This window comes from Streptomyces sp. LARHCF249 (genome assembly GCF_052871255.1).
The window spans coordinates 1-25,369 of the sequence record NZ_JBIXJQ010000027.1; the positions used below are offsets into that span (position 1 = coordinate 1).

Consider the following 25,369-nt stretch of genomic DNA (forward strand, 5'->3'; position numbering starts at 1 on the left):
CTGATCTCGATCCAGGTGTGGTGGCCGTCGGCGGTGGCCGCCTGGCTGGCCTGGTCGAAACGGACCGGCCGGCGCAGGTTGGCGCACCAGTAGTCGGCGTTCATTTCGGTGCCGTGGATGAGGCGGCCGTGGACGGTGGAGTAGAGCGGGATCCGTCCGGCTGCCGGCTGGAGGCCGGCGAGTTCATCGGCCAGGGCGGGCAGGAGGGGGTCCATGTGTGCGCTGTGGGAGGCGTAGTCGACCTGCACCCGGCGGGCGAACACGTCCTCGGCCCGCAGCTGGGCGAGGAGGGTGTCGAGGGCTTCGCCGTCTCCGGAGATCACGGTGGATCCCGGGGTGTTGACCGCGGCCACGGACAGTTCGGTGCCGGTGAGGCGTTCGGTGATCCAGTCCACGCCGCGTTCGACGACGGCCATGCCGCCCTGCCCGCGGCAGGTGGCCACGGCCCGCGAGCGGGCGGCGACGATCTTCGCGCCCTGTTCGACGGTGAGGATGCCCGCGACGACCGAGGCGGCCACTTCGCCCTGCGAATGCCCGATCACGGCCTGCGGGGTGATGCCCATGGACTGCCACCACGCGGCCAGGCCGAGGCTCATCGTGAACAGCGCCGGCTGTACTTCCTCCACCCCGGACAGCGGCCGCCGCCCGGTGAGGACCTCGGTGACCGACCACCCCGTCCAGGGCAGCAGGGCCGCATCGCAAGCGGCCACGGCTTGGGCGAACGCGGGCGAGTGCTCGTACAGGGCCCGGCCCATGCCCTCCCACTGCGACCCCTGGCCGGGGAACACCCATACGCCCCCGGGGCCGGCCTCCTGGAGGGCCTCTTCGCCCGGCGTCTCGAGGGGAGCGATCACTCCGATGGCATCGGTGCCTTCGGCGAGTGCTTCCAGCCGGTCGATGGCCTCTTCGCGGGTGGTGGCCAGTACGGCGCCGCGGCAGTCGAACCAGCTGCGGTGCCACAGGGCCGTGGAGGCGACCCGGTCCGGGGACACCTCCGGGTGCCGGCGCCACCACTGGGCCCAGCGCCGGGCCTGCGCCCGCACCACGCCCGCGTCCCGGCCCGACAGCACCACCGGGAACACCCCACCGGTGGCGGCGCCGGCCTCGGGCCCGGAGACCTCCGCGGGCTCCTCGGGGGATCCCGTGCGCGCCGGTGCCTCTTCGAGGATCAGATGGGCGTTGGTCCCGGACAGGCCGAACGACGACACACCCGCGCGCCGCGGCCGGGACTCCTCCCGCGACCAGGAGCGTGCCTCGCCCAACAGCCGGAGCCCGCTGCCCTCCCATTCGATGTGCTCGCTGGGCCGCTCGGCGTGCAGACTCGGGGGCAGCTGCTCGTGCTGCAGCGCGAGCACCATCTTGATCACGCCGGCCACGCCCGCGGCGGCCTGGGCGTGACCGATGTTCGACTTCGACGACCCCAGCCATACCGGCCGCTCCGCGGACCGTTCAGGCCCGAAGACCTCGGCCAGCGCGCCGGCTTCGACCGGGTCGCCCAAGGGAGTCCCGGTGCCGTGTGCCTCGATCGCGTCCACGTCCGAGGGGGACAGGCCCGCACGCGACAGTGCTTCCCGGATCACCCGCTGCTGCGAGGGCCCGTTCGGAGCGGTCAGCCCCTGGGACCGGCCGTCCTGGTTGACGGCCGATCCGCGGATCACGGCCAGTACCCGGTCCCCGGCCGCCTGCGCGGCCGACAGCCGCTTCAGTACGAGCACGCCGCAGCCCTCGGACCAGCCCGCCCCATCGGCATCGGCGGAGAAGCTCTTGCACCGCCCATCGGCGGCGGTGCCCCGCAGCCGGGAGAACTCCACGAACACCGAGGGCGTCGACATCACGGTCACGCCGCCGGCCAGCGCGACGTCGCACTCCCGCTGCCGCAGCGCCGTCACCGCCAGGTGCAGGGCCACCAGCGACGAGGAGCACGCCGTGTCCACCGTCACGGCCGGTCCCCGCAGCCCCAGCGCGTACGACACCCGACCCGACAGCACACTGCTCGCCCTGCCGGTGTTGACGTATCCGTCCTGGTCCCCGAGACCGTGTCCCAGGCTGCCGTAGTCGCCGTTCATCGTGCCCAGGTACACACCGGTGTTGCTGTTCTCGAGGGCTTCGGAGGGGTACCCGGCCCGTTCGAGGGCTTCCCAGGAGGTTTCCAGGACGACCCGCTGCTGCGGGTCCATCGCCCGCGCCTCACGCGGCGGGATCCCGAAGAACCCCGCGTCGAACTCCTCGACGTCCCGCAGGAATCCGCCCGTACGCGCATAGCTCTTGCCCACGGCCTCCGGATCCGGGTCGTACACGTCCCAGCCGTCCCACCGCGACGGGAACCCCTCGATCGCGTCCCCGCCCGAGGACAACAGCTCCCAGAACTCCTCCGGCGTCCCCACCCCGCCCGGCAGCCGGCACGCCATCGACACGATCGCGACCGGCTCGGTCAGTTGCGCCTCCAGATCGGTCGCCCGCCGCTTGAGCTCCCGGATCGCGGGCAGGGCGAGTTCCAACCGATTCTGTTCAGACATCAGGAATTCCTTCCAGGAGGTGCGGGGGTGTGGAAGCTTCTAGAGTTCGAGGAGGGCGTCGAGCTCTGCGCCGATCTCGGCGACCGACCGGGCCGGCGCCGGCTTGGCCGGGTCCGATGACGACTCCGGTTCCGGTGCCGTCGCGGACTGCGCGCGGGCGATCCCCATGCGCCGCATCAGCAGCTCCGCGATGTCCGCCGGGGTCGGGTGGTCGAAGGCGAGACTCGCGGGCAGCGGGACCTCGGTGGCGTTCGTGAGTCTGCGCCGCAGCTCCATGGCCATGAGCGAATCGAGGCCGAGTTCGCTCAGTACGGCCTTGCTCCTGAGCGCTCCGGGGCCGGGCAGCCCCAGTACGACGGCGACTTCCGCCAGCACCAGCCTGGTGACCGAGGCGGCCTGCTCGTCGGGCGTCCGGCCCTGCAGGCGCTTCCGCAGCCCGCCGCCCGCAGGGTCTTCGCCGGCGCGGCGCAGGGACGGCCGGACCAGTCCCCGCAGCAGCGCCGGGGGTTCGCCTTCCAGCGCGGCGAGGTCGAGCCTGACGGGGACGAGGTTGCCGTCCGGCGAGCGCAGCGCGCGGTCCAGCAGCCGCAGGGCCTTGGCGACGGGCAGCGGCGCGATGCCCTGCCTGCGCAGGCGCCCCAGTTCCGCCTCCGTGAGGTGCGCGGTCATTCCCGAGCCCGCCTGCTCCCACAGCCCCCAGGCCAGACTGGTCCCACCGCTGCGGGCGGCGAGGGCGTCCAGGTAGGCGTTGGCCGCCGCGTACGCGCCCTGCCCGGCGGAACCGAGGGTTCCCGAGACCGAGGAGAACAGCACGAACGCCGACAGGCCCAGATCCCCGGTGAGTTCCGCCAGGTGCGAGGCCCCGTCGAGCTTGGGGGCCAGCACCTTCCGCAGGCGCTGCCGGTCGTAGTCGAGCAGCAGGCCGTCGTCGAGCACGCCGGCGAGATGCAGTACCGCCGACCAGTTGTCCGCCGAGGACAGCACCCCGGCCACCTGGGACCGGTCGGAGACGTCGCAGGCCAGTACCCGGACGGATCGTGCACCGGCTCCGGTCAGCTCCGCGACCAGACTCCGGGCCTCCGGGTGCCCGGGGCCGCCGCGCGAGGTCAGCACCAGGTCGCGGACCCCGTGCTCGGTCACCAGGTGCCGGGCGACCGCCCTGCCGAGTTCGCCGGTGCCGCCGGTGATCAGCACCGTTCCGTCGGCCGCGGAGGCGGCGCCGGCCGCACCGGCCGCACCGGCGGCGCCCGCCGCGATCAGCCGGGGCGCCAGGAGCTCCCCGTCCCTGACGGCGAGCTCGGGCTCGCCGGACACGGACAGCGCCGACAGCAGGGTCGCGGCGTCGATCCGGTCGCAGTCGACGATCCGGACGGCCGCCTCCGGGTGCTCGCGCCGCGCCGCCCGCAGCAGGCCCCACAGGGGTGCCTGGGCGAGGCCGCGGACGCGGTCCCCGGGGCGTGCGGCGAGGCTGTCCCTGGTGATCCACACGAGCTCGACGTCCCTGCGGGGCACCAGCCGGCGCAGCAGGTCCAGCGCGTGCGCGGTCGACTCGTGGGCGGCGGCGACACCCTCGGCGTGCCCGGTGGCGTCGATCAGGATCCGGCGCGGGCCGTCTTCCGCGACCGTCTCGGACGGCGTCACCCCGAGGGCCTCGGACACCGGGCCGCGGCCCAGGACCCGGACCGGCTCCGCCACCGCGGGCGCCTCCGGCACGGGCCGGAAGACGACGCGGTAGAGGTCGGGAACGGTGAGGGCGGCGCGCAGCAGGCGGGCGCTGACCGGACGCAGCCGCAGGGCGCCGACGTACGCCACCGGCGCCCCGGCGGGGTCGGTGATCGTGGCCCGGATCCCGTCGTCCAGGACGTCGACCCGGACGTGGAGTTCGGTGGCTCCCGTGGCGTACAGGCGGACGTCGGTGAACTGGAAGGGGAGCTGGGCCTCGGCGGAGGCCGGGACCACGGCGCGCATCACCTGCAAGGCAGCGTCCAGCAGGGCCGGGTGAACACCGAATCCGCCCGCCTCGCCGACCGGTAGGCGGACCACGCCACAGGCCGTGCGGCCCTGCCCGCGCAGTTCGGCCACGCCGTGGAAGGCGGCGCCGTAGTCGACGCCCTGGGCGGCGAAGCCCTCGTAGAAGCCGGAGAGGTCCACGGCGGGCAGCGCGGGCATCGACCAGTCGGTGGGCTCCGGACCGAACGCGTCCACCAGCAGGCCCTCGGCATGGGTGCTCCAGGCGCCCGAGCCGTCCGCCTTGCTGTGCAGGGTCACCGGTCGCCGTCCGCCTTCGGCGGGGCCGATCCTCACCTGCACGTGTGCCGCGTCCTCCAGCACCATCGGCCGCGACAGGGTCAGCTCGCCGACGCCGGCCGCTCCGGCCTGGCCGGCGCCGGCCAGGACCATGTCCAGCAGCGCGGTGCCGGGTACGACGACGGTGCCGAAGACCACGTGATCGGCCAGCCAGGGCTGGGACGACGCCGACACCCGGCCGGACAGCACCCAGCCCCCGTCGGCCAGTTCGGTGGTCTCGGTCAGCCAGGGGTGCCCGGCGCCGGAGCCGTCCGGCCAGAAGCGCCGGCGCCGGAAGGCGTAGGTGGGGAGGTCGACGCGGCGGCGCCCCTCGCCGAGGAGCGAGGCCCAGTCCGGCCCGGCACCCGCCGTGTGCGCTCTGGCGACCGCCAGGGTCAGTGCCTCGGGACCGGACTGGGAGGGGCGCTGGGTCGGGACCGCGACGGCGTCGCCGTCGAGGCAGTCCTCGATCATGGCGGCGGGGGTTCCGTCGGGGCCGATGTCGAGGAACCTGGTGACGCCTTCGCCGAGCGCGGTGCGGATGCCGTCGGCGAACCGGACCGGCTGCCTCACCTGGCGCACCCAGTGGTCGGGACCGCACGCGGTGACGATCCGCCCGGTCAGGTTCGTCACCAGCGCAATGCGCGGCGGGTGGAAGGTGAGTCCTTCGGCCACGCTCCGGAACTCGTCGAGCATGCCGTCCATGTGCGCGGAGTGGAAGGCATGGGACACGTTGAGCCGTTTGGTGCGGCGTCCGGTGAACCGCCCGGCCACCTCCGCCACGGCATCGGCGTCACCCGCGATCACCACGGACTCCGGCCCGTTGACCGCCGCGAGATCCACACCCGCGGACAGCAGCGGGGTCACCTCGTGCTCGCCGGCCTGAAGGGCGAGCATCACGCCGGTGTCCGGCCGGGCCTGCATCAGCCGGCCCCGGGCGGCGACCAGCGCGCAGGCGTCCTCCAGGGAGAGCACGCCGGCCACATGTGCGGCGGCGAGCTCTCCGACGGAGTGTCCGAGCACCAGGTCGGGCGCGAACCCCCAGCTCTCCAGGAGCCGGAACATCGCCACCTCGAAGGCGAACAGCGCCGGCTGGGTGAACTCGGTACGGCGCAGCGCGTCCGGGTCGTCGATGACCTCGGCGACCGGCAGGCGCAGGTGCCGGTCGAGTCCGGCGCAGATCTCCTGCCACGCGGCGGCGAACACCGGGTACGCCTCGCGCAGATCGGCGCCCATGCCCGCACGCTGGGTTCCCTGCCCGGCGAACACGAACGCCGTCCGGCCGTCACCCGCCGACCCTTCCACCACCGACGCCGAGGACTCTCCCTCGGTGATCGCGCGGAGCCCGGCGAGCAGGTCGGTGGTGTCCCGGCCGATGACGACGGCGCGCTCCCGGAAGGACGTGCGCGAGGTGGCCAGGGAGAACGCCAGGTCGGCCGGGTCGGTGTCGGGGTGCGTCCCCACCCGGGCGGCCAGCCGGGACGCCTGCTCGCGCAGGGCTTCCCGGCTCCGCGCGGACAGGGTCCAGGGCAGCAGCCCGGGACGGGGGCCGGCCACCGGTTCCTCGGCCCCGGCCTCGGCGGCCTGCTCGAGGATCAGGTGGGCGTTGGTGCCGCTGATGCCGAACGAGGAGACGCCCGCTCGCCGCGGGCCGTCTCCGTCCCAGGCGACGGGGTCGGTGACCAGTCGGAGGGAACCCTCCGACCAGTCGACGTGGCGGGAGGGGGTGTCGGCGTGCAGGGTACGGGGCACCGTGCCGTGGTTCATGGCCAGCACCATCTTGATCACACCGGCCACGCCCGCCGCCGCCTGTGTGTGCCCGATGTTGGACTTCACCGAGCCCAGCCACACCGGCCGGCCGGAGGCGCCGTAGGTGGCCTGCAGCGCGCGTGCCTCGATGGGATCGCCCAGCGTCGTGCCGGTGCCGTGGGCCTCCACGACGTCCACGTCGGAGGCTTCGAGCCCCGCCGCGGCGAGGGCCTTGCGGATGACCTGCTGCTGGGCCCGGCCGTTGGGCGCGGTGAGCCCGTTGGACGTGCCGTCCTGGTTGACGGCCGAACCCCGGATCACGGCCAGCACGGGATGCCCGTTGCGCCGCGCGTCGGACAGCTTCTCCAGCAGCAGCAGTCCACTGCCCTCGGACAGTGCCGTGCCGGAGGCGCCGTCCGAGAAGGCGCGGCACCGTCCGTGGGGGTCGAGTCCGCGCTGCCGGCTGAAGCCGACGAACAGTCTCGGTGTGGCCATCACGGTGGCGCCGCCGGCCACGGCCATCGCGCACTCACCCCTCGACAGGGCCTGCGCGGCGAGGTGGACGGCGACCAGCGAGGCCGAGCACGCGGTGTCCACCGTGACCGACGGCCCCTCCAGGCCGAGTGCGTAGGAGACGCGGCCGGAGACCACGCTGGCGGCGCTTCCGGTGAGCCCGAACCCCTCGGAGCCGTGCGGGGTGCCCAGCGACGCGTAGTCCTGGCCGTTGGTGCCGAGGTAGATCCCGGTGTCGCTGCCCCTCAGCGTGGCCGGTGCGATCCCGGCCCGCTCCAGCAGCTCCCAGGACCCCTCCAGGAGGATCCGCTGCTGCGGATCCATGGTCAGTGCCTCGCGGGGGCTGATCCCGAAGAACTCCGGGTCGAAGTCGGCGGCGGCCACGAAACCGCCTTCGCGGACATAGCTCGTGCCGGGGTGGTCCGGATCCGGGTGGTACAGCGCGGACAGGTCCCAGCCCCGGTCCTCGGGGAACGGCGTGATGGCGTCCCCGCCGTCGGCGAGCAGCCGCCAGAAGCCCTCCGGATCGCGTACTCCACCGGGGAACCGGCAGCTCATGGCGACGATCGCGATGGGCTCGGCCGCGCCCTCGGGGGCGGACGCCGGGGTCGCGGTAGTGGTGCGGGCAACCGGGTCGGGCTCCTCCCCGCCGGCCGGGTCGGGCTCCTCCCCGCCGGCCGGGGCGGGCTCCTCGTGCAGGTATGCGTCGAGGATGTGCGCGGCGACCTGCGCGGGCGTGGGGTGGTCGAAGATCAGCGTGGAGGGCAGCCGCAGGCCGGTGACCGCCCCCAGCCTGTTGCGCAGTTCGACGCCGAGGACCGAGTCGAAGGCGAGCTCCTTGAAGGTGCGCTCGACGTCCACCGCCTCCGGTGCCCCGTGGCCGAGCACGAGGGCGGTCTGCGCCCTGACCTCGTCCAGCGCGGCGCGCGTCCGGCCGTCCGCGGGGAGTCCGGCCAGGCGCCGCCGGAACGCGGGCTCCTGGACGGCCGAGGCGTCCCGGCCGTCGGGAAGGTCGCCGAGCAGGGCACTGGGGCGGTTGGCCGTGAACACCGTGCGGAACCGGTCCCAGTGCACGTCCGCCACGGTGACGCAGGGTTCCGGGGACGCCACGGCCCTGTCCAGGGCCAGCAGGGCCAGATCCGGTGCCATCGCGGGTACGCCGTGGCGGTCGAGGACGTCCTTCACCGGCCCCTGCGCCATTCCGTCCCCGTCCCACGGGCCCCACGCCACCGAGGTCGCGGGAAGCCCCCCGGCGTGGCGGAGCGCCGCCAGTCCGTCCAGGTAGGCGTTGCCGGGCGCGTAGTTGCCCTGGCCCGGGACGCCGACGGTCGCGCCCCACGAGGAGAAGAGCACGAACGCGTCCAGCCCGTCGGTGAGTTCGTGCAGGTTCCACGCCCCCTGCGCCTTCACCCGCAGCGCAGCGTCGACCCGGTCGGGGGTGAGGTCCTGGACGAGCCCGTCGTGCAGTGCTCCGGCGGCGTGCACCACCGCGCCCGGCCGGGTCCGCTCGACGAGCTCGCGGACCGCTTCCCGGTCGGCGACGTCGCAGGCGACGATCTCGACCCCGGCCCCGAGCCGGCGGAGATCGGCGGCGAGAGCCTCCGCCCCGGGGGCGTCCGGCCCGCTCCGGCTGACCAGCACCAGGCGTTCGGCGCCCTGACCGGCCAGCCGGCGCGCGACCTCGGCGCCGAGCGCGCCCGTTCCACCGGTGATCAGCACCGTCCCCCGGGGACTCCAGCCGCGGGCCGGACCCGCGGAGGCGCGGACCAGCCGGCGGCCGTACGGTACGGAACCCCGGATCGCCACCTGGTCCTCGCCGTGGCCGCCGGTGAGCACCCCGGCCAGTACCGCGGCGTCGTACGCGCGGCACAGGTCGATCAGACCGCCCCAGCGCTCGGAGTGCTCCAGGGCGACGACCCGGCCCAGCCCCCAGACCAGAGACCCCTCCGGGTCGACCGCCTCGTCCGCCACCGCGACGGCGTCCCGCGTCACGCACCACAGCGGGGCGCTCACGCCGGCGTCCCCCAGCGCCTGCACGGCGGTCAGGGTCGCCGCGTAGCCGGCGGGAACCCCCGCGTACCCGGTGTACGGCCCGTCCTGCACTGCCGGCAGGCAGAGCACGCCGTCGCAGGCCGTGCCGCGCAGGCGGGCGGCGAGCGCACCCCGGTCGAGGCCGGGTTCGACCTCCATGAGGGTGACGCGCAGTCCCTGTCCGGTCAGGGCCTCGGCCACCGAGCGCGCCCACGCGTCGCCGGCGGGCGCGAGGGCCAGCCAGTCACCCCGGCGCACCGCCGGTCCGGGAACCTCCTTCCAGCCGACCCGGTACTCCCAGCCGTCCACGACGGACTCCGAGGTGCGCCGCCTGCGCCAGGAGGCCAGGGCGGGCAGGACGGGAGCGAGGGCGTCCCGGTCGAGGCCCAGGGTGCGGGCCACCCCGTCGAGGTCCTCCCGGCCCACCGCGTCCCAGAACGGCGCGTCTTCCGTGCGCCCGCCGCCGGTCGCCCCGGCGTCGATCCAGTACCGCTGGTGCTGGAAGGGGTACGTGGGCAGGTCCACGACGTTCGCCCGCTCGAAGGCGCGGCTCCAGTCGACGTCCACCCCGGCGGCGTACGCCTCGGCCAGGGCCGTCAGGAACCGGCCGCCCTCCTGCCTGCGCAGCGTTCCGACGGTAGGCACCTCGGCGCTCTCCTCCACGCCCATGGTGAGCACGGGGTGCGGAGTGCACTCGATGAACACGCTGGGGCCTTCGGCGGCCAGCTCGCGTACGCACGCGTCGAGTTCGACCGTGGAGCGCAGGTTCCGGTACCAGTAGCCCGCGTCCAGGGTCGCGGTGTCGATCCGGCCGACGTCGACGGTGGAGAAGAAGCCCGCCACCCCGGGACGCGGCCGGATCCCGGCCAGGTCCGTGAGGATGTCCTCGCGGATCGCCTCCACCTGCGCCGAGTGCGAGGCGTAGTCGACGGGGACCCGCTTGGCGCGGATCCCGGCGGATCCACAGTGCGCGAGCAGTTCCGCGAGCGCCTCCGGTTCGCCGGAGACCACCGTGCTCCCGGGCCCGTTGACGGCGGCCACCGACAGCCGGCCCGGCCACCGCGCGGTCAGCCGCTGCGCGTCCGCCCGCGAGCACACCAGCGAGACCATGCCGCCCCGGCCCGCCAGGCCGCGGCGGATGGCCTGGGCCCGCAGCGCCACCACGGCCGCCGCGTCCTCGAGCGACAGCGCGCCGGACACGCACGCCGAGGCGATCTCACCCTGCGAGTGCCCGAGCAGGACCTCCGGCTCGACGCCGTAGTGCTTCCACAGCCGGGCCAGGGACACCATCATCGCCCACAGGGCGGGCTGCACCACGTCCACCCGTTCCAGGGCGTCCGCGTCCCCGATCACCTCGGTGAGGTTCCAGTCCGCGAACGGTCCCAGTGCCGCCTCGCACTGCGCGAACCGTTCGGCGAACACCGGTGAGGTCTCGAGCAGTTCCGCGGCCATGCCCGCCCACTGCGCACCCTGCCCGGCGAACATCAGCACCGGACGGCGCCCGCGGCCGGATCCGACGACCAGGTCCGGCACCTGCGCTCCCGACGCGAGCGCCTCCAGCCCGCGGCTCAGGTCCGCGGTCTGCGACCCCAGCAGGACGGCCCGGTACTCGTGGTCGGCGCGGGTCGTGGCCAGGGAGAAGCCGACGTCGGCGGCCGAGAGGCCGGGGTGCGCGGCGAGGTGGGCGCGCAGCAGGCGGGCCTGTTCCCGCAGGGCCGGTTCGGAGCGTGCCGACAGCACCCAGGGGATCCGTGTCCGCGCGGCGGATTCCCGGACGTCGGCGGGAGCACTGACGTCGGCGGGAGCACTGACGTCGGCGGCCGCCGACGGGGGCCCGGCCAGCGCGAGGTGGGCGTTGGTGCCGCCGTAGCCGAAGCTGCTGACTCCGGCCAGGCGCGCTCCCTGCGGCCACGGCCGGCGTTCGGTGACCACGGCCAGGTTCGCCGCGTCGAAGTCGATGTCCGGGTTGGGCTCCCGGAAGTGCAGGCTGGGGGGCAGCTCGCCGTGGAAGAGCGCCAGGGAGGTCTTGAGGACACCTAGCACTCCGGCGGCCGGTTCGAGGTGGCCGAAGTTGGTTTTGACCGACCCGATCCGCAGCGGGTCCCGGTCCTTCCTGCCGTCACCGAACACGCTGCCCAGCGCGGCCGCCTCGATCGGATCGCCCCGGCGGGTCCCCGTGCCGTGGGCCTCCACGTACGAGACCGTGCCCGGGGGTATTCCCGCCTCCTGCCAGGCCGAGCGCAGCACTTCGGCCTGCGTGTCGGCGCTCGGGGTGGCCAGGCCGTCGGTGGTGCCGTCGTTGTTCACGGCGCTGCCGCGGATCACCGCGTAGATCCGGTCGCCGTGCCGCCGGGCGTCCGCGAGCCTGCGCAGGACGACCACGCCGCAGCCTTCGCCCCGGACGTACCCGTTGGCGTCCGCGTCGAAGGCGCGGCACTGCCCGTCGGGGTTCTGCGTGCCGAACTTGGACATCGCCACGGTGGTGTGGGGGTGGAGGATGAGACTGACTCCGCCCGCCAGTGCGAGGTCCGACTCGCCGGACCGCAGGCTCCGGACCGCCTGGTGGATGGCGACGAGGGAGGAACTGCATCCGGTGCCGATGGACATCACGGGGCCGCGCAGGTCGAGGGCGTAGGCGATGCGGGCCGGGATGATCGAGGTGTCCGTGCCGATGGCGGTGTGCGTGCGGATCTCGCCGGGGGACGCTCCGGTGGCGAGGTGGTACTCCTGCCACATGGTTCCGAAGAACACGCCGGTGGCCGATTCCGCGAGCCGGTCGGCCCGGATCCTGGCGTCCTCCACCGCGGCCCAGGCGACCTCGAGGGCCAGCCGCTGCTGCGGATCCATCTGGGCGGCCTCGGTGGGCGAGATGCCGAAGAACGCCGCGTCGAATCCCGCGACGTCGTCCAGGAAGCCGCCCCAGCGGGTCGTCATCTTGCCGGGCGCGGAGGGGTCGGCGTCATGCCAGTCATCGGCTCTCCACCGCTGCGGGGGGACCTCGGCGATGGCGTCGATCCCGTCCAGCAGGCCCTGCCAGAGCGCCTCGGGGGAGTCGATCCCGCCGGGGAGGCGGCAGCCGAGTCCGATGATGGCAATGTCGTCGGCGTTCATCACGCATCCTCACTTCGGGCAGGTAAAAGGCGCGGTGGTCCGCGCCGGCGGAGCCGGCCGCAGGACCGGGCCCGGGGGAAAGTTCGCCGGCAGAGCGCCAGGATCGGAAAACCCGATCGATCGAGAGCGCGGGTGGTCCCCACCGGCGGTGCCGGGGTCCGGGCCGGGCGCGGCCGACCGACCGGTCACGGCACTAGGCGTGCTCGTCGAGGCTGATCGCCTGGGAGGGGCACACCCGCGCGCATTCCTCGACGCTGTCCCACAGTTCCTCCGGCGGATGCGGGCGGAGCAGCACGACGGTCCCGTCCTCCGGGCTCTGGTCGAACACCAGGGGCTCGGTCAGGGTGCACATGCCCGCGCCGCAGCACTTGGCCCGGTCGACGTCGACCCTCATCGCCGTCACCAGCCGACAGGCAGGCGCCGCACGCCGTACATCGACGACAGGTGGGCCGTCTCGATCTCATCGGGTGGGGCAGCCAGGTGCAGGTCGGGGAACTCGCGGATCAACTGGCTGAAGGCCACCCGCATTTCGACGCGGGCGAGCTGCTGTCCCACGCACTGGTGCACGCCGTAGCCGAAGGCGAGGTGCCGTCCGGCGTTGCGGGTCAGGTCGAGCGCGTCCGGATCCTGGAAGGCGGCGGCATCGCGGTTGGCCGCGGACAGGGCCACCGTCACGACCTCGCCCGCCCGGATCTGCCGGCCTTCCAGCTCGACGTCCTGCGTGGCTCCCCGGATGATCCCGAACTGGACGATGCTCAGGTAGCGCAGCATCTCCTCGACCGCGCCGTTGATCAGCGCCGGGTCCTTCCGCAGCAACGCAAGCTGCTCCGGCCGGGAGAGCAGCAGATAGGTGCCGAGCCCCAGCATCTTCGCGGTGGTCTCGTGGCCCGCCGTGAGGACGAGCATCGCCGAACCCGCGGCCTCCTCGTCCGTGAGGTCGGACGCGGCCACCCTGCTCAGCAGGTCGTCCTGCGGCCTGTCGCGCTTGCGGCGGATCAGCCCGGTCAGGAATTCCGCCATCAATTGGAAGGCTTCCACGACCTCTTCCATCGAGCGGTCGTAGTCGAGCATGGTTTCCGAATGCTTCTGGAAGAAGGCGTGGTCCTCGTACGGAACACCCAGCAGCTCGCAGATCACCAGCGAGGGAATCGGCAGGGCGAATTCGCGTACGAGATCCAGCGGGGGGCCCATCTCCCGCATCGCCGCGATCCGGTCCGCGGTGATCCGTTCCACCTTCGATTCCAGGTTCTTGGTCCGCCGTACGGTGAATTCGCCGGTGAACAACTTCCGGAACCGGGTGTGCTCCGGAGGGTCCATGAAGATGAAGACCCCCGGCCTCGTCGGCCCCGGGGCGCCCTCCCCGACCGCCATCCGGCGGTGTTCTCCGCGTGAACTGAACCGGGGGTCGTTCAGCACGGCGCGCGCAGCGGCGTACCCGGTGACCAGCCATCCGGTGGTGCCGTCGGGATAGGCCAGTCTGCTCACCGGGTGCTCGTCCCGCAGCTCGGTCAGCTTCGGGGGAGGGCTGAAGGGGCAGGTGCGCTCAGTGGGGAATTCCACCGGTTGCAGATCGGTCCTGGTCAAGTCGACTCCGTGGTTATAAGGGCCTGTTCGGTCGGCCAGGCGGAACCCCTGCTCGGAGGACATCCGGTCACGCCCAGCCACGGAATCGGATTCCCCTATGACCTCGGAAAAAGTCCCGCGGATTGACGTGACTCGATGATGTCAGACAACCCGGATCTCGATCTGTCGATTCATGTCGTGTACAGCTTTCTCGCGATTGCAGCACAACCGGTTCTTGAGCGTTCCCTTAGGGCTTCTGTCGCAATGGCCCGAGCTCCGAACGGCTCAGCGGCCCCCGAGGCCGGGGTTGTTGCTCGCACCGACCAGTGCGGCCGAGTTGCCCGGTGCCTGCACACCCTCGAGCAGGTCCTGATGGGCCCGGCCGATTTCCTCGAACGTGTAAGTGTGTCCCAGGTGCGGGTCCAGGAGACCCATATCGACGAGGCGGGTCACGGCGTGGCACTCGCGCGGATTGGCGAAGTGGGATCCCTGGAGCCGCTTCTGCCTCATCCACAGATATCTGAGGTCGACGTCCACATTGAAGCCGGATGTGGCCCCGCAGATCACGATCATTCCGCCCGTGCCGCACACGTAGACCGACGTGGGGATGGTGTCGCTGCCAGGGTGCTCGAAAACGATCTTGGGCGATGCCTTTTCCCCGAGGATGTCCCAGATCTCCCGCCCGAAGGCCCGGAGGTCGGCAGTCCACCGCTTGTGCTCTTCGCTGCCGGCCGGAGGCACGCGTCCCCAGTGGCTGTACTTGGTCCTGTCGATGACGCCCGTGGCACCCAGGTCGAGGCAGTACTTGGCCTTCTCCGGTGAAGACACGACGGCAATGGGCCTGCCTCCCATTTGCCGGGTCAGGGATATGGCCATGGAGCCGAGGCCGCCGGAGCCGCCCCAGATGAGGACGCCGTCCCCGGGCTGAACCGTGTTGGGCGCCCAGCCGTTGAGCTGCCGGTACGCCGTCGCGCCGGTCAGCAGGAATGCCGCGGATTCCGCCCAGCTCAACCTGGCCGGCCTGGGCAGACACTGGAAATCGGCCACCAGGGCGAACTGGGCGAACGAGCCCCAGTTCGATTCGTATCCCCACGCTTTCAGTGATCCCGCGAGCATGGGGTCGACGCCGAGCCGAACGTCAGGATCGTCCTCGTCCCACAGGCCGGCCGAGACGATGACCTCATCGCCCACCTTGACCTGCCGTACGCCGGCTCCCACTTTCCAGACGATTCCGGAGGCATCTGATCCGCCGACGTGAAAGGGCTCCGGGCTGCCTTGCCGCTGACGTGCCCCCACCACGTCAACGGGGTGTCCCTTGGCGGCCCAGACGTTGTTGTAGTTGATGCCGGCGGCCATGACCGCGACGAGAACGAACCCCGGGGGAACCTCAGGCGTGTCGACGACCTCCGTCCGGAAGGCCGTTGCCGGATCCCCGTACCGTTCCGGGCGGATGACCGATGCGTACATGGAACGGGGGACCGTCCCGAGCGGGGGCAGGTCCCCCACCTCGTAGAGGGTGCTGGTCGTCGAGGAGTCCAAGGTAATCTCCGGTGTCGAGTGGTCGGTTGGGCCCTGGGCGCTGTCGTGTGCCGCGCGAACCTCAGACGTGTGCGTGATCGCGCGGGGGGTTCGTCACCGGGGCGGCCTCGGCGAGAACCGCGTTCTCCAGCATGTAGCCCCGCCCCCACACGGTCCGGATGGACAGCTCGATGGGCAGGAGCCGGCGGCGGAGCCGCATGATGTGCAGATCGAGCGAGTTCCTGTTCAGTTTCAGCGTCCGCAGGGCGAAGCACTGCTCGAACTCGGTGCGGTGCACCACGTCGCCGAAGCGGTCGACGAGCAGCCGCATCAACTCGGTCTGCGTGGCGGAGACGGTGATGGAGTGATGACCGAAGCTCAGGGTTCCGGTCGAGTCGATCGTCGGTACCCGATTGCTGTCGAAACGGTTCTGCAGGACTGCGACCCGGGCCTCCAGGTCGTCCCGGGACACCGGGGGGCGTACCCAGTCCTCGACCGGGTCGTTGCTGATCGGCGGCTGCGCACCTGCCTCCACGACGAGTAGTCGCGGCATCCCCTGGGTCCGGCAGCGGGTCCTCAGATCCGCCTGCGCCGGCCATCGGACGAAGACGACGTCGGAATTTCGTCCGCCCACAGCACGTCCTCCCTGTACATCCCACGTACATCCCGGTCCGTCCACGGAAGCCCATGGACCTTTCGGCGCGGATGAGCCCCGGTCGAGTCCGCCGGGCGCAGGGCCGGCACGGCGGCGGGCGGGTTCGGCCCGCCCTAGGACGCCCGCGCCGCCTCGCGCAGGCTCCGGGGCCGCATGTCGGTCCAGTTCTCCTCGACGTACGCGATGCTCTCCGCCCGCCCCGCCGGCCCGGCCACGATCCGCCAGCCGCCGGGCACGTCGGCGAACGCGGGCCACAGCGCGTGCTGCTCCTCGTCGTTGACCACCACGTAGAACTCGCCGTTCTCGTCGTCGAACGGGTTCACTGCCATGTCTCCTCCATTGCCTTCACGCCCGGTTCGCGACGGAAGCCGGGCCGGCGTGCCGGGCTCCCTCCGGTTCGGGGAGCGCGGCGCGGTCGACCGTGCCGCGGTCGGTCAGCGGCATGCGTGCGATGACGACGATGTCGTCCGGCACCAAGTGGCCGGGCAGTTCGGCCGCCAGCTCCCGCCGCAGCAGCGCCGGCAGCTTCGACGCCCGGCGGGACAGCGCGGGCGCGTTGGCGAGCGGCCTGGCCCGGGTGTCCAGGGGCCGGTACACGCCGCCGTAGCAGTGCGTACCGTCCGCGGGCACGATCACCGCCTCGAACCAGCCGGGTGCCTCGGCCGACCAGGTGCACAGGACGGCGCAGCCGTGCTCCTCGCCCCAGGTCTCCAGCACGTGCGGGTCGAGCGGCGTCCCCTCCGCCGTGGCGGGTACCCCGCACTCGGCCGCCTCGCTCACCAGCCTGGCGTTCGGTATCCGGGTCAGCCGGAGGCGGCCGCCGCGGCGGGCCAGCTCAGCCTCCAGGCCGGACACCTGGTGCACGTCCGAGCCCCAGGTGACCGTGGGAACGTCCGCGAGGTGCGTCGGCGTGCTCGACTGCTTGTGCAGGACGACTTCGTAGCGGTGACGGGTCAGTTCGTTCCCGACCGATCCGGGCTTCAGCCGGACGTCCACGGCCACGACGTCGGGGCGGGCGTCGGCCCACTCGGTGAAGAAGCCCGGATCGAGGTGGAGCTCCGTCTCGCGGAGCGCGGCGCGTGCGACCGCCGCCCGGACGTCGGACGGCTCGTCACCGGGGCGCTGGGCGTGGTGGACGGCCGTCAGGAACTCCCGCAGGGTGCCGTGGTTGCGGACGTCGCCGGCGAGGATCCGGCCGCCCGGGGCGAGCCGTCGGAACGCGACGTCCAGGACGCCGGAGAGGTAGGCGGCGTCGGGGAAGTACTGCACGACCGAGTTGAGCAGGACCGTGTCGAAGTACTCCGCCGGCAGTCCGTCGGCGACGTCGGCGGGCTGGCACCGCAGCGTCACCTTGTCCTTCAGCCGCGGATCCGTGCCGACCTGGGCGCCGAGGCGGTCGATGACCGACTCCGAGAAGTCGGTGCCCCAGTAGACCTCGGCCCCCGGGGCCAGCGGCCCGAGCAGGAGGCCGGAGCCGACCCCGATCTCCAGCACCCGGCGCGCCTGCAGACCGCGCACCCGCTCCACCGTGGCCGCGCGCCACTGGCGCATCTCCGGCAGGGGGATGGGTTCGCGCGTGTAGGAGCTGTTCCATCCGGTGAAGTCGTCGCCGATCCCGGTGGCGTCCGGCGCGGTGTCGCCGTACATTTCGTCGTAGATCGCGCGCCACATCTCGACGTGCTTGGTCACGTCCGCGTCCGGCACCTCGGGTACCACGTACGCCACCAGGCGCCGCTCCCCGAGCCGGTTCTCGCGGGAGACCACGGCCGCCTGCGCCACGCGGTCCCGCTTCCGGAGCGCGGCCTCGACCTCCTCGAACCGGTCGCTGGTCCTCGTGCGCTGTTGCGCGTCCGTGAGGGGCGCCATGCTCCTGTCACCTTTCGGTCGTCCACTGTCATGGCCGGCGGAAACCGCCGTCACCCGTGAGCCCACCCTAGGAAGGGATGCCCGGGTCATCCGGCCGCCTGACAGATGTCTGCCAGACCCGCCGGGGCCGCGGACGCGGCAGGCCGCCGCCGGCGGGGCCGCGCCCGTGCTCAGGCGAAGGCCGCCAGTGCCTCGCGGAGGGCCGCCGCCAGGTCCGCCGGACTGCTGCTCGGCAGGTCATGGCTGCCCGGCAGCGACACGACCCGGAACGGCCCGGTGGTGAGCGCCGACCATGCGTCGATCTGGGCGGGGTCGACGGTGTGGTCGTCGCGGCCGCGTACGGCCACCGTCGGAACGGCGACGGGCCCGGCGGCACCGCTCTCGTACAGCTCCAGCTCGTAGGTCTCGATGAGTTCGTAGTCGGCGCGCAGGGCGGGCTCGACGATGTCGAGCAGTTCCTCGTTGGAGAGGAGCTGCGCCGGGAGGTACCCGTCCGTCACGACCTGCTGGAGGAACTCCGCCCGCGGCAACGCCCACGTGGGCTCGCGGCGGACGCTCCCGGGAGCCGGGTGCGAGGAGACGACCAGCGCCCGCACCCGGGCGGGGCCCAGGCGCCGTGCCACCTCGTAGGCGATCGTCGAGCCGGCGCAGTGCCCGAACAGCACCACCGGCCGTCCCTCTGCGTGGCGGAGCAGCTCGTCGGCGAGCTTGTCGGCGAGCTCGGGCATGACGGTCTGCGCCGGCTCCTCGAGCCGGGACTCACGGCCCGGGAGGCGTACCGCGAAGGCGTCGAAAGCGTCGGACAGCTCGACGCACAGCCGGCGCACCGTGGTCACGCCGGCGCCCGCATGCGGAAAGGCGTACAGCGCGCACTCTTTGGGGCCGTCGTGAGGGACACCGACGAACCAGCGACTTTTCGTGTTTGTTCCCATGCACGTGAGGATGACCAGTCACCGCGGCCCACGGGCGCCGACCCTGACTGACTTCTGAAAGATCCTCGGACAACGGCCGACCGCCACGGCGAGACTGACACCCGGTCGGACCCGGCCTGATCCGAGAAGACAGGCCCCAGAGCCAGCCGAAGAGGCAGAGCACCGAGACAGAACGCGGGAGTGAGCGGTGGACAACTTCGGATCGGTCGGGGTGGCGAGCCCGGACCACGCCGGCCACGACGGCCCGGACCTCGAGGTGCTGCGCGCCCAGGTGCGGGTTCAGTGGGCCGACGCACTGGAGCACGACGACTTCGGCGACGACGAGGACTTCTTCGACGCCGGCGGGAACTCCCTGCTGGTCGCCGAGATCATGGCCGCGCTCGGGGCCGAGCTCGGCGTGCGCCTGCCGCTCCGGCTCTTCTTCGACCACCCGACGGTGAACGAACTGACCGGGGCGCTGACGGCCCACGAGGCCTTTCGGGCACCGGCGCGGTGAGCGCCCCGCCGGCGTCCGTCCCGGGCGCCCCCTGGAGCGGGTGGAACGAGACCGCGCGGCCGTTCCGCGACGACGCCACGATCCCCGGGCTGATCGCCGAGACCGCCCGGCGGTACCCGGACCACCCGGCGATCGTGACCTCCGACAAGCAGGTCCTCACCCACGGCGAACTGGACCGCCGCTCCAACCGGCTGGCACGGCTGCTGCGCGAGCTGGGACTGGGCCGGGGCTCCACCGTGGGCGTCTACGGCGAGCGCGACGCCTCGGCCCTCGTCGGCATGCTCGCGGTGCTCAAAGCCGGCGCCTCCTACGTCCCGCTCGACCCGGCGTGGCCCGCCCCCCGCGTGGTCGGGCTGCTCGACCAGCTCGACGTGGCGGCCGTGCTGACCGACCGCGCATCGCTGCCCGCCGTACAGGAGTTCCGGTGGGAGGTGCCTTCGCTCCGCCACGTGCTGTGCCCCGACGTCCCCGAGGAGTTCTCCTGGTCGGCCACCTTCCGGCGCGAGCGGGTCGCGGACCTCTTCGACTACCTGTCCGGCTCCCCGGACCCGCTCGAAGCCGCCGGCTTCAACACGCGCCGCTCGGAACGGCCCTTCACCGCGGACGACGTCCGGGGCTACCAGGACCACGTGGCGCGGTTCGTACGGGCCGCGACGTCCGCCGAACGGCCCTCGGTCCTGGAGATCGGGTGCGGATCCGGCCTGATCGTCGAGGCCCTGGCACCGTGGGCGTCCCGCTACGTCGCCGTCGACCCCTCACCGGTGTCCGTGGCCCGAAGCAAGGAGACCGGGGCCGGCGCCGGGGGCGAGGTCGACGGCGTGGTGTGCTTCGCCCATGAGGCCGCCGAGCGGGTACGCGGCCCGTTCGACGTCGTCGTGCTGGCCAGTACGGTGCAGTTCCTGCCGGACCTCGACCACCTGACCGGCGTCCTCGACTCGCTTCTCGGGCTGCTCGCCGACGACGGCGTCATCGTCCTCGCCGACCTCATCGACCCCGGGCTCAGCACCCACTCCGGCCTGCGGGTGCCGCCCCGCTTCGTCGAGCGCCTCCCCGAACTCCTGCCCGGGGTGGCCCGCGCGAGCGTCCACCGCCGCCGGGCCGAGGAGTTCACGGGCGAACTGGCCGAGCGGTACGACGCCGTCATCCGCGTCGAGCCGTCCCGCGACCGCGCGGCGCCGGGCCGCGAGCCGCTGTGGACCGGCCATCACGTCGGCCTCCGGCCGGCCGCCCCGCTCGCCACCGGTCCGACGGCCGACGACGTCTGCTACACCATCTTCACGTCCGGTTCGACCGGTGCGCCCAAGGGAGTCGTCGTCACCCACCGGTCGGCGGTGAACCTCATCGACTGGATGAACCGCACCTACGGGGTCGGGCCCGCCGACGAGATCCTGTTCGTCACGTCCTTCTGCTTCGACCTCTCGGTCTACGACATCTTCGGCGTGCTGGCCGCCGGCGCGACCGTACGGCTGGCGTCGGCGGCGGAACTCGCCGAGCCGGACACCCTGGTGGACCTGCTCGAACAGAAGGCCATCACCATCTGGGACTCGGCGCCCGCCTCCCTGGCCATGGTCATGCCCTTCGTCCAGGCCCGCGAGCCCGCCGGGCGCGACGCGCTCCGCCTGGTCCTCCTCAGCGGCGACTGGATCCCGGTGCCGCTCCCGGACCAGATCCGGGCCGCGTTCCCGAACGCCGAGGTGGTGGCGCTGGGCGGCGCCACGGAGTGCACCGTCTGGTCGAACCACTACCGGGTGGGCGACGTCGACCCCGCGTGGCCGAGCATCCCCTACGGGAAGCCGATGCAGAACGCCCGCTACTACGTGCTCGACGGCGACCTGCGGCCCTGCCCCCTCGGCACGGAGGGCGATCTGTACATCGCCGGCACGTGCGTGGCCTTGGGCTACGCCGCGGCCGCCCGTCTCACCGCCGCCAAGTTCCTGCCCGACCCGGGAGCCCTGCACCCCGGCGAGCGCATGTACCGCACCGGTGACCGCGCCCGCTGGCTGCCGAGCGGCGACCTGGAGTTCCTGGGCCGCCTCGACGACCAGGTCAAGGTGCGCGGCTACCGGATCGAACTGGGCGAGGTGCAAAGCGCCCTCCTCCAGTGCCCGGGCGTCCGGGCCGCGTCGGTGGTGGCGCCCACGGGGCGGGGCGGGCGGTCGCTGGCCGCCTTCTACGTGCCGACGGCCGAGCCGCTTTCGAAGGCCGAGGTCGTACGCGCCCTGCGGACCATCCTGCCGTCGTACATGATCCCCACCCGCATCACCGCGCTCGACGAGCTGCCCCTGACCAGCACGGGCAAGGTCGACCGGGCGGCCCTCCTGCGCCGGCTGTGAACCCCCGGGAGGTCCCGGTCCCCCTGCCCCTCACCGCGGGCAGCCAGCCTCCCTGAGCCCGGTCGCCGGGGCCCGGCCTGTGGCCGGGCCCCTCCGTCGTCTACGAGCCCCAGGCGCCCGGCGCGCGGAACGGCGGGCAGGGCAGGGGCGGCAGCCTGCGGGGCCGCGCAGCGGAGGGTGCGGGCTGCAGGGTCTCGTGGCGCTTGCGCAGGCGGGTCGTGAGCAGGACGGCGAGGGCGGCGATCTCCTCGGCGGTGGGGTTGCCCCTGGAGATACGGATCGAGGCCATGGCGAGGGCCAGAGAGGTGTCCTCGGCGGGGGCCGCCCCGGAAGGCTCGGGGCGGTCCGCACGCGCTGCGGGGTCCGGGCGGTCCGTGTTCGCGGGCGGGCCGGCGGGATGTTCCCCTGCGGGGGTGACACGCACCGCAGGGGCGGTCGGCAGCGGACGTTCCTCGACGATGATCATGGGTACCCCTTTCGACACGGTCGCACCGGGAAGCGCCTGGTGCCGGACACTCCAGGATCGGCCCGGGCGCTACAGCCCGGCTCGGATTCCGCACGGGAATGCGTACGGAATGACTCGCGAACGCCTGCGATCATGGCCGGAACCCGACGTTCCGAGTCTGGTTCCCCCAGTGAAATTCCACCGAGATTCGAGGCGCATTCGAATCATATTCAAGCGCCATTCGAGTGGATATTGCAGACACGCAAAATGCCGCCGCGGTCCATTCCAGCGGAATGGACCGCGGCGGCACCTGAGAGGTGGAGTCGGGCTGGGTCAGCCGGTCTTCCTGCGGAAATACCGCTTCTGGCCGGCCGAACCGCTCATGTTCTTCACCTTGATGCGGCCCTCTTCGTGAGCCGTGCGGGCGCGCGATGCGTTGGACTTGCGCTCCAGTGCAGCCCGGAACTTTTCCTTGGCATCTTCTGCAACGCCACCGTCGAACGACTTGTCAGTCATACGTACCTCCTGCAATCAATCGACAGAAAAAGTCTGGCACAGAATTTCTGGAATGACGACCCCGCATTCACGACTCCAGGCAATGGAATTAGCCATTTCCGGGGTCAGGCGGTGTCAAGGAGCAGCCGGTCCTTGGTGGCGGGCGCCGCGGTCTCCCCGGGGGTCTGCGCGGCGGGCTCCTCCGGCGCGGCCTGAGGGGTCTTCGAGGCGGGCAGGAGCGGGCTGAGGAGACGCGTCGAGCGCGAAGACGCCGACGATGGCGATGCCCGCGGCCGTGGCCGAGGCGGCGTCGGCGGGGGCCGGGACCCCCTCGGGCCGTGCGAGCTCCAGCAGCCGGTCGAGCAGACCGCTCTGCCAGCAGATCGGGGCCCCAGTACGGCGTCGAGCGCCTTGTCCCTCTCCTCGGCCGTCAGTTCCCCGGCGGCCTGGAGCGCCTCGCCACTGTGACCGGGCCGGGCGCGGCCGGCGGCCCGGCGGCGCCGCTCGAGGTCGGCTCGAGCGCGTGTCCAGGGCTCGTCGCGAAGCTGGAGGGGCCTCCGAGATGCCAGAGAGATGGAGTAGGACGTGCGCAACACCCTGTGCCAGCCGGTCAAGCTGCCCACAGAACGGCCCTCACCTCTCGACCCGCCCCTCGAACTGGGGGTGTTCCGGGACCGGGACCCCGTCACCCCGATGCTGTTCCCGGACGGGCACAGGGGCTGGCTGGTCACCAGCCATTCCCTGGTGCGGTCCGTCCTCGCCGACCAGCGGTTCAGCGCACGGCAGGAACTGCACCACCACGCCGCCTTCGACCACCCGTTCGGCACGGAGCGGATCACACCCGCGGAGCCCGGCCAGTTCATCGGTATGGACCCACCGGAGCACACCCGCTACCGCAAGCTCCTCACCAAGCACTTCACGGCGCGACGGATCAGGGAAATGGCGCCCCGGATCGAGGAGATCGTCGAGCAGCGGCTGGACGCGCTGGAGGCCGCGGGGCGCGGAGCCGATCTCGTCGCCGAGTTCGCCGTCCCGATCCCGACGCTGCTGATCTGCGAGATCCTCGGCGTGCCGTACGCCGAGCAGGACATGTTCCGTCACGACGTGGCCACCTTCTTCCGGCTGGACTCCACGCAGGAGGAGACCCACGGCGCGTACGCTGGCATGCTCGCCTACCTCGGCGGGCTCGTGCCGCGCAGGCGCGCGGCGCCCGGGGCGGACCTGATCAGCGGCCTGATCGAAGGGAACGAGCTCTCCGACCAGGAGATCGCGACCGTGGCGCTGGTGGTGCTGATCGCCGGCCACGAGACCACGGCGAGCATGCTCGGACTCGGCGTCTACACCCTGCTGAGCCATCCGGACCAGTGGGCCGGGCTGAGGGCCGAGCCGGACCTCCTCGACAGCGCGGTCGAGGAACTGCTGCGGTACCTCCCGCTCTTCCGGGCGGGGCTGATGCGGACCGCGCTGACCGACGTCGACCTGGGCGGCCACCGGATCTCGGCCGGTGAGTGCCTCGTGCTCTCCCTGTCGGCCGCGAACCGCGATCCGCAGCGCTTCGACGGCGACCCGGAGCGGTTCGACCCCGGGCGGAGGCCGGGCGGCCAGCTGTCGTTCGGGCACGGCGTGCACCAGTGCCTCGGACACCATCTCGCACGGGTCGAGCTGCGGATCGCGTACGCCGGCCTGCTGCGCCGGTTCCCGCGCCTGCGGATGGCTGTTCCGGCCGAGGAGATACCCCTGTGTACCGACATGGCCATCTACGGCGTGCACCGGCTGCCGGTCACCTGGTAGCGGCACGGCCCGGAGGGGCCCCAGACAAGGAGATCACATGAGCTTCGGCCTGATGGCGCTCGGCTACGAACTCGGCGACGAGGTACCGGTGCTGGACGTCGCCGCCGAGTACACCGAGGACATGGAGCGGGTCCGCACCTACGCGAGCCGCTACATGCACCGGTGTCCCGAAGGGGTGGGCCTGACGGACCTGTCGTACCGGGCCGTACGGAAGGCGCTGGACGCCGCCGGCACGGACGCCGGCGACATCGACCTGCTGGTCCTCGCGGTCACCGACATCACCGAGTACCTGTACTGGGACGCGGCGGCGAGCCTCCTGCACCGGCTCGGCGCCGACGGCGCGGAGGCGGTCCTGTTGACCCAGGCGTGCTCGTCGGGCGTCGCCGCGTTCGACCTGGTTGCCGGGAAGTTCGCCACCCATCCCGAGTACCGGACGGCCGTGGTGGTCGCGGCCAGCCGCGTCGCCGAGCCCTACTGGAACCGGCTGGAGACGGGGGCGGGCTGCTTCTCGGACGGTGCAGTCGCGGCGGTCGCCCGCCGCGGTCACGACCGGCTGCGCTGGCGCGCGAGCGACATCACCACGGACGGCACCTACGTCGACTTCTTCCGCCTCGACGCGGGAGGCGCGGCGGCCCCCTTCGGCACGCCTGGCGCGGCGGGCGGCGCACCGAGAGTACGGGGCATCGCCGAGGTGAAGGAGTACTTCGGCGACGACCACGAGAAGATCTCCGCGTTCGGCGCCCACTCCCGCAACCAGTACCGGCTCGTCGTGGAACGCGCCTGCAAGCGGGCCGGTGTCGATTTCACCGACCTGGCCCGGCTCAACCTGCCCTTCGACAACCAGCCGGCGATGGCGGGACTCGTCGCGGCCCTGGACTTCCCCGCGGAGCGCACCAACCTGCCGCTCGCCGAGGACTACGGGCACCTCGGTGCCGCCGACCCGCTGTTCGCCCTGGCCCGGGACGTCGAGCACAACGCCCTCCGGCAGGGCGACCACGTCGCCCTGGCCGCCGTCGGACGCGGCATGAGCTGGGCGAGCGCCGTCTTCGAGGTGTGAACCCGGCCTGCC

At 72.6% G+C, this 25,369-nt stretch carries 15 protein-coding genes; 4 read left to right on the plus strand and 11 right to left on the minus strand.

Features of this window, described 5'->3' with window-relative positions; all coding sequences use genetic code 11:
- From ACIPUC_RS37010 to ACIPUC_RS37050, 9 genes are all read right to left on the minus strand, one after another.
- Window positions 1–2,516, minus strand: a 2,516-nt coding sequence (locus ACIPUC_RS37010) for a type I polyketide synthase (protein ID WP_446594832.1), incomplete at its 3' end; no start/stop codon positions are given.
- A gap of 39 nt (window positions 2,517–2,555) precedes the next feature.
- Window positions 2,556–12,206: a type I polyketide synthase gene (locus ACIPUC_RS37015; RefSeq protein ID WP_446594833.1), complete on the minus strand. Its 9,651-nt coding sequence runs from the start codon at window positions 12,204–12,206 to the stop codon at window positions 2,556–2,558.
- A 193-nt stretch (window positions 12,207–12,399) separates the two neighbouring features.
- The gene (locus ACIPUC_RS37020) at window positions 12,400–12,600 is read right to left on the minus strand and encodes a ferredoxin (RefSeq protein WP_446594835.1); all 201 of its coding nucleotides are present in this window, start codon (window positions 12,598–12,600) and stop codon (window positions 12,400–12,402) included.
- Window positions 12,601–12,605: 5 nt separating this feature from the next.
- Entirely contained in the window at window positions 12,606–13,853 is a 1,248-nt protein-coding gene (locus tag ACIPUC_RS37025; protein ID WP_446594836.1) for a cytochrome P450, read from the minus strand.
- A gap of 201 nt (window positions 13,854–14,054) precedes the next feature.
- Window positions 14,055–15,308: a crotonyl-CoA carboxylase/reductase gene (gene ccrA, locus ACIPUC_RS37030; protein WP_446594837.1), complete on the minus strand. Its 1,254-nt coding sequence runs from the start codon at window positions 15,306–15,308 to the stop codon at window positions 14,055–14,057.
- Between the two features lie 61 nt (window positions 15,309–15,369).
- A complete protein-coding gene (locus tag ACIPUC_RS37035; RefSeq protein ID WP_446594838.1) occupies window positions 15,370–15,840 on the minus strand; it encodes a winged helix-turn-helix domain-containing protein in 471 nt (156 codons plus the stop codon).
- A gap of 215 nt (window positions 15,841–16,055) precedes the next feature.
- Window positions 16,056–16,271: an MbtH family protein gene (locus ACIPUC_RS37040; RefSeq protein ID WP_446594839.1), complete on the minus strand. Its 216-nt coding sequence runs from the start codon at window positions 16,269–16,271 to the stop codon at window positions 16,056–16,058.
- Window positions 16,272–16,287: 16 nt separating this feature from the next.
- The gene (locus tag ACIPUC_RS37045) at window positions 16,288–17,808 is read right to left on the minus strand and encodes a methyltransferase (protein WP_446594841.1); all 1,521 of its coding nucleotides are present in this window, start codon (window positions 17,806–17,808) and stop codon (window positions 16,288–16,290) included.
- 170 nt (window positions 17,809–17,978) lie between these two features.
- Complete coding sequence (locus ACIPUC_RS37050; RefSeq protein ID WP_446594791.1) at window positions 17,979–18,740, minus strand: thioesterase II family protein; 762 nt, start codon at window positions 18,738–18,740, stop codon at window positions 17,979–17,981.
- Between the two features lie 187 nt (window positions 18,741–18,927).
- On the opposite strand from ACIPUC_RS37050, the gene ACIPUC_RS37055 reads away from it, so the two are divergent.
- Together ACIPUC_RS37055 and ACIPUC_RS37060 are read left to right on the plus strand one after the other, a co-directional pair.
- Entirely contained in the window at window positions 18,928–19,236 is a 309-nt protein-coding gene (locus ACIPUC_RS37055) for an acyl carrier protein (RefSeq protein WP_446594793.1), read from the plus strand.
- The gene (locus ACIPUC_RS37060) at window positions 19,233–21,569 is read left to right on the plus strand and encodes an amino acid adenylation domain-containing protein (RefSeq protein WP_446594795.1); all 2,337 of its coding nucleotides are present in this window, start codon (window positions 19,233–19,235) and stop codon (window positions 21,567–21,569) included. Before ACIPUC_RS37055 ends, ACIPUC_RS37060 begins: the two co-directional genes overlap by 4 nt.
- A 100-nt stretch (window positions 21,570–21,669) precedes the next feature.
- Here the strand turns inward: ACIPUC_RS37060 and ACIPUC_RS37065 are convergent, their stop codons facing one another.
- Both ACIPUC_RS37065 and ACIPUC_RS37070 read right to left on the minus strand, forming a co-directional pair.
- Complete coding sequence (locus tag ACIPUC_RS37065; RefSeq protein WP_446594797.1) at window positions 21,670–22,035, minus strand: acyl-CoA carboxylase epsilon subunit; 366 nt, start codon at window positions 22,033–22,035, stop codon at window positions 21,670–21,672.
- Between the two features lie 312 nt (window positions 22,036–22,347).
- The gene (locus ACIPUC_RS37070; RefSeq protein WP_446594842.1) at window positions 22,348–22,530 is read right to left on the minus strand and encodes a DUF5302 domain-containing protein; all 183 of its coding nucleotides are present in this window, start codon (window positions 22,528–22,530) and stop codon (window positions 22,348–22,350) included.
- Between the two features lie 564 nt (window positions 22,531–23,094).
- On the opposite strand from ACIPUC_RS37070, the gene ACIPUC_RS37075 reads away from it, so the two are divergent.
- Both ACIPUC_RS37075 and ACIPUC_RS37080 read left to right on the plus strand, forming a co-directional pair.
- Window positions 23,095–24,300 carry a cytochrome P450 gene (locus tag ACIPUC_RS37075; RefSeq protein ID WP_446594798.1) on the plus strand — a complete coding sequence of 402 codons (1,206 nt, stop codon included), beginning with the start codon at window positions 23,095–23,097 and terminating at the stop codon, window positions 24,298–24,300.
- Between the two features lie 37 nt (window positions 24,301–24,337).
- Window positions 24,338–25,357: a 3-oxoacyl-ACP synthase III family protein gene (locus ACIPUC_RS37080; RefSeq protein WP_446594800.1), complete on the plus strand. Its 1,020-nt coding sequence runs from the start codon at window positions 24,338–24,340 to the stop codon at window positions 25,355–25,357.
- The last annotated feature ends 12 nt before the right edge of the window (window positions 25,358–25,369 follow it).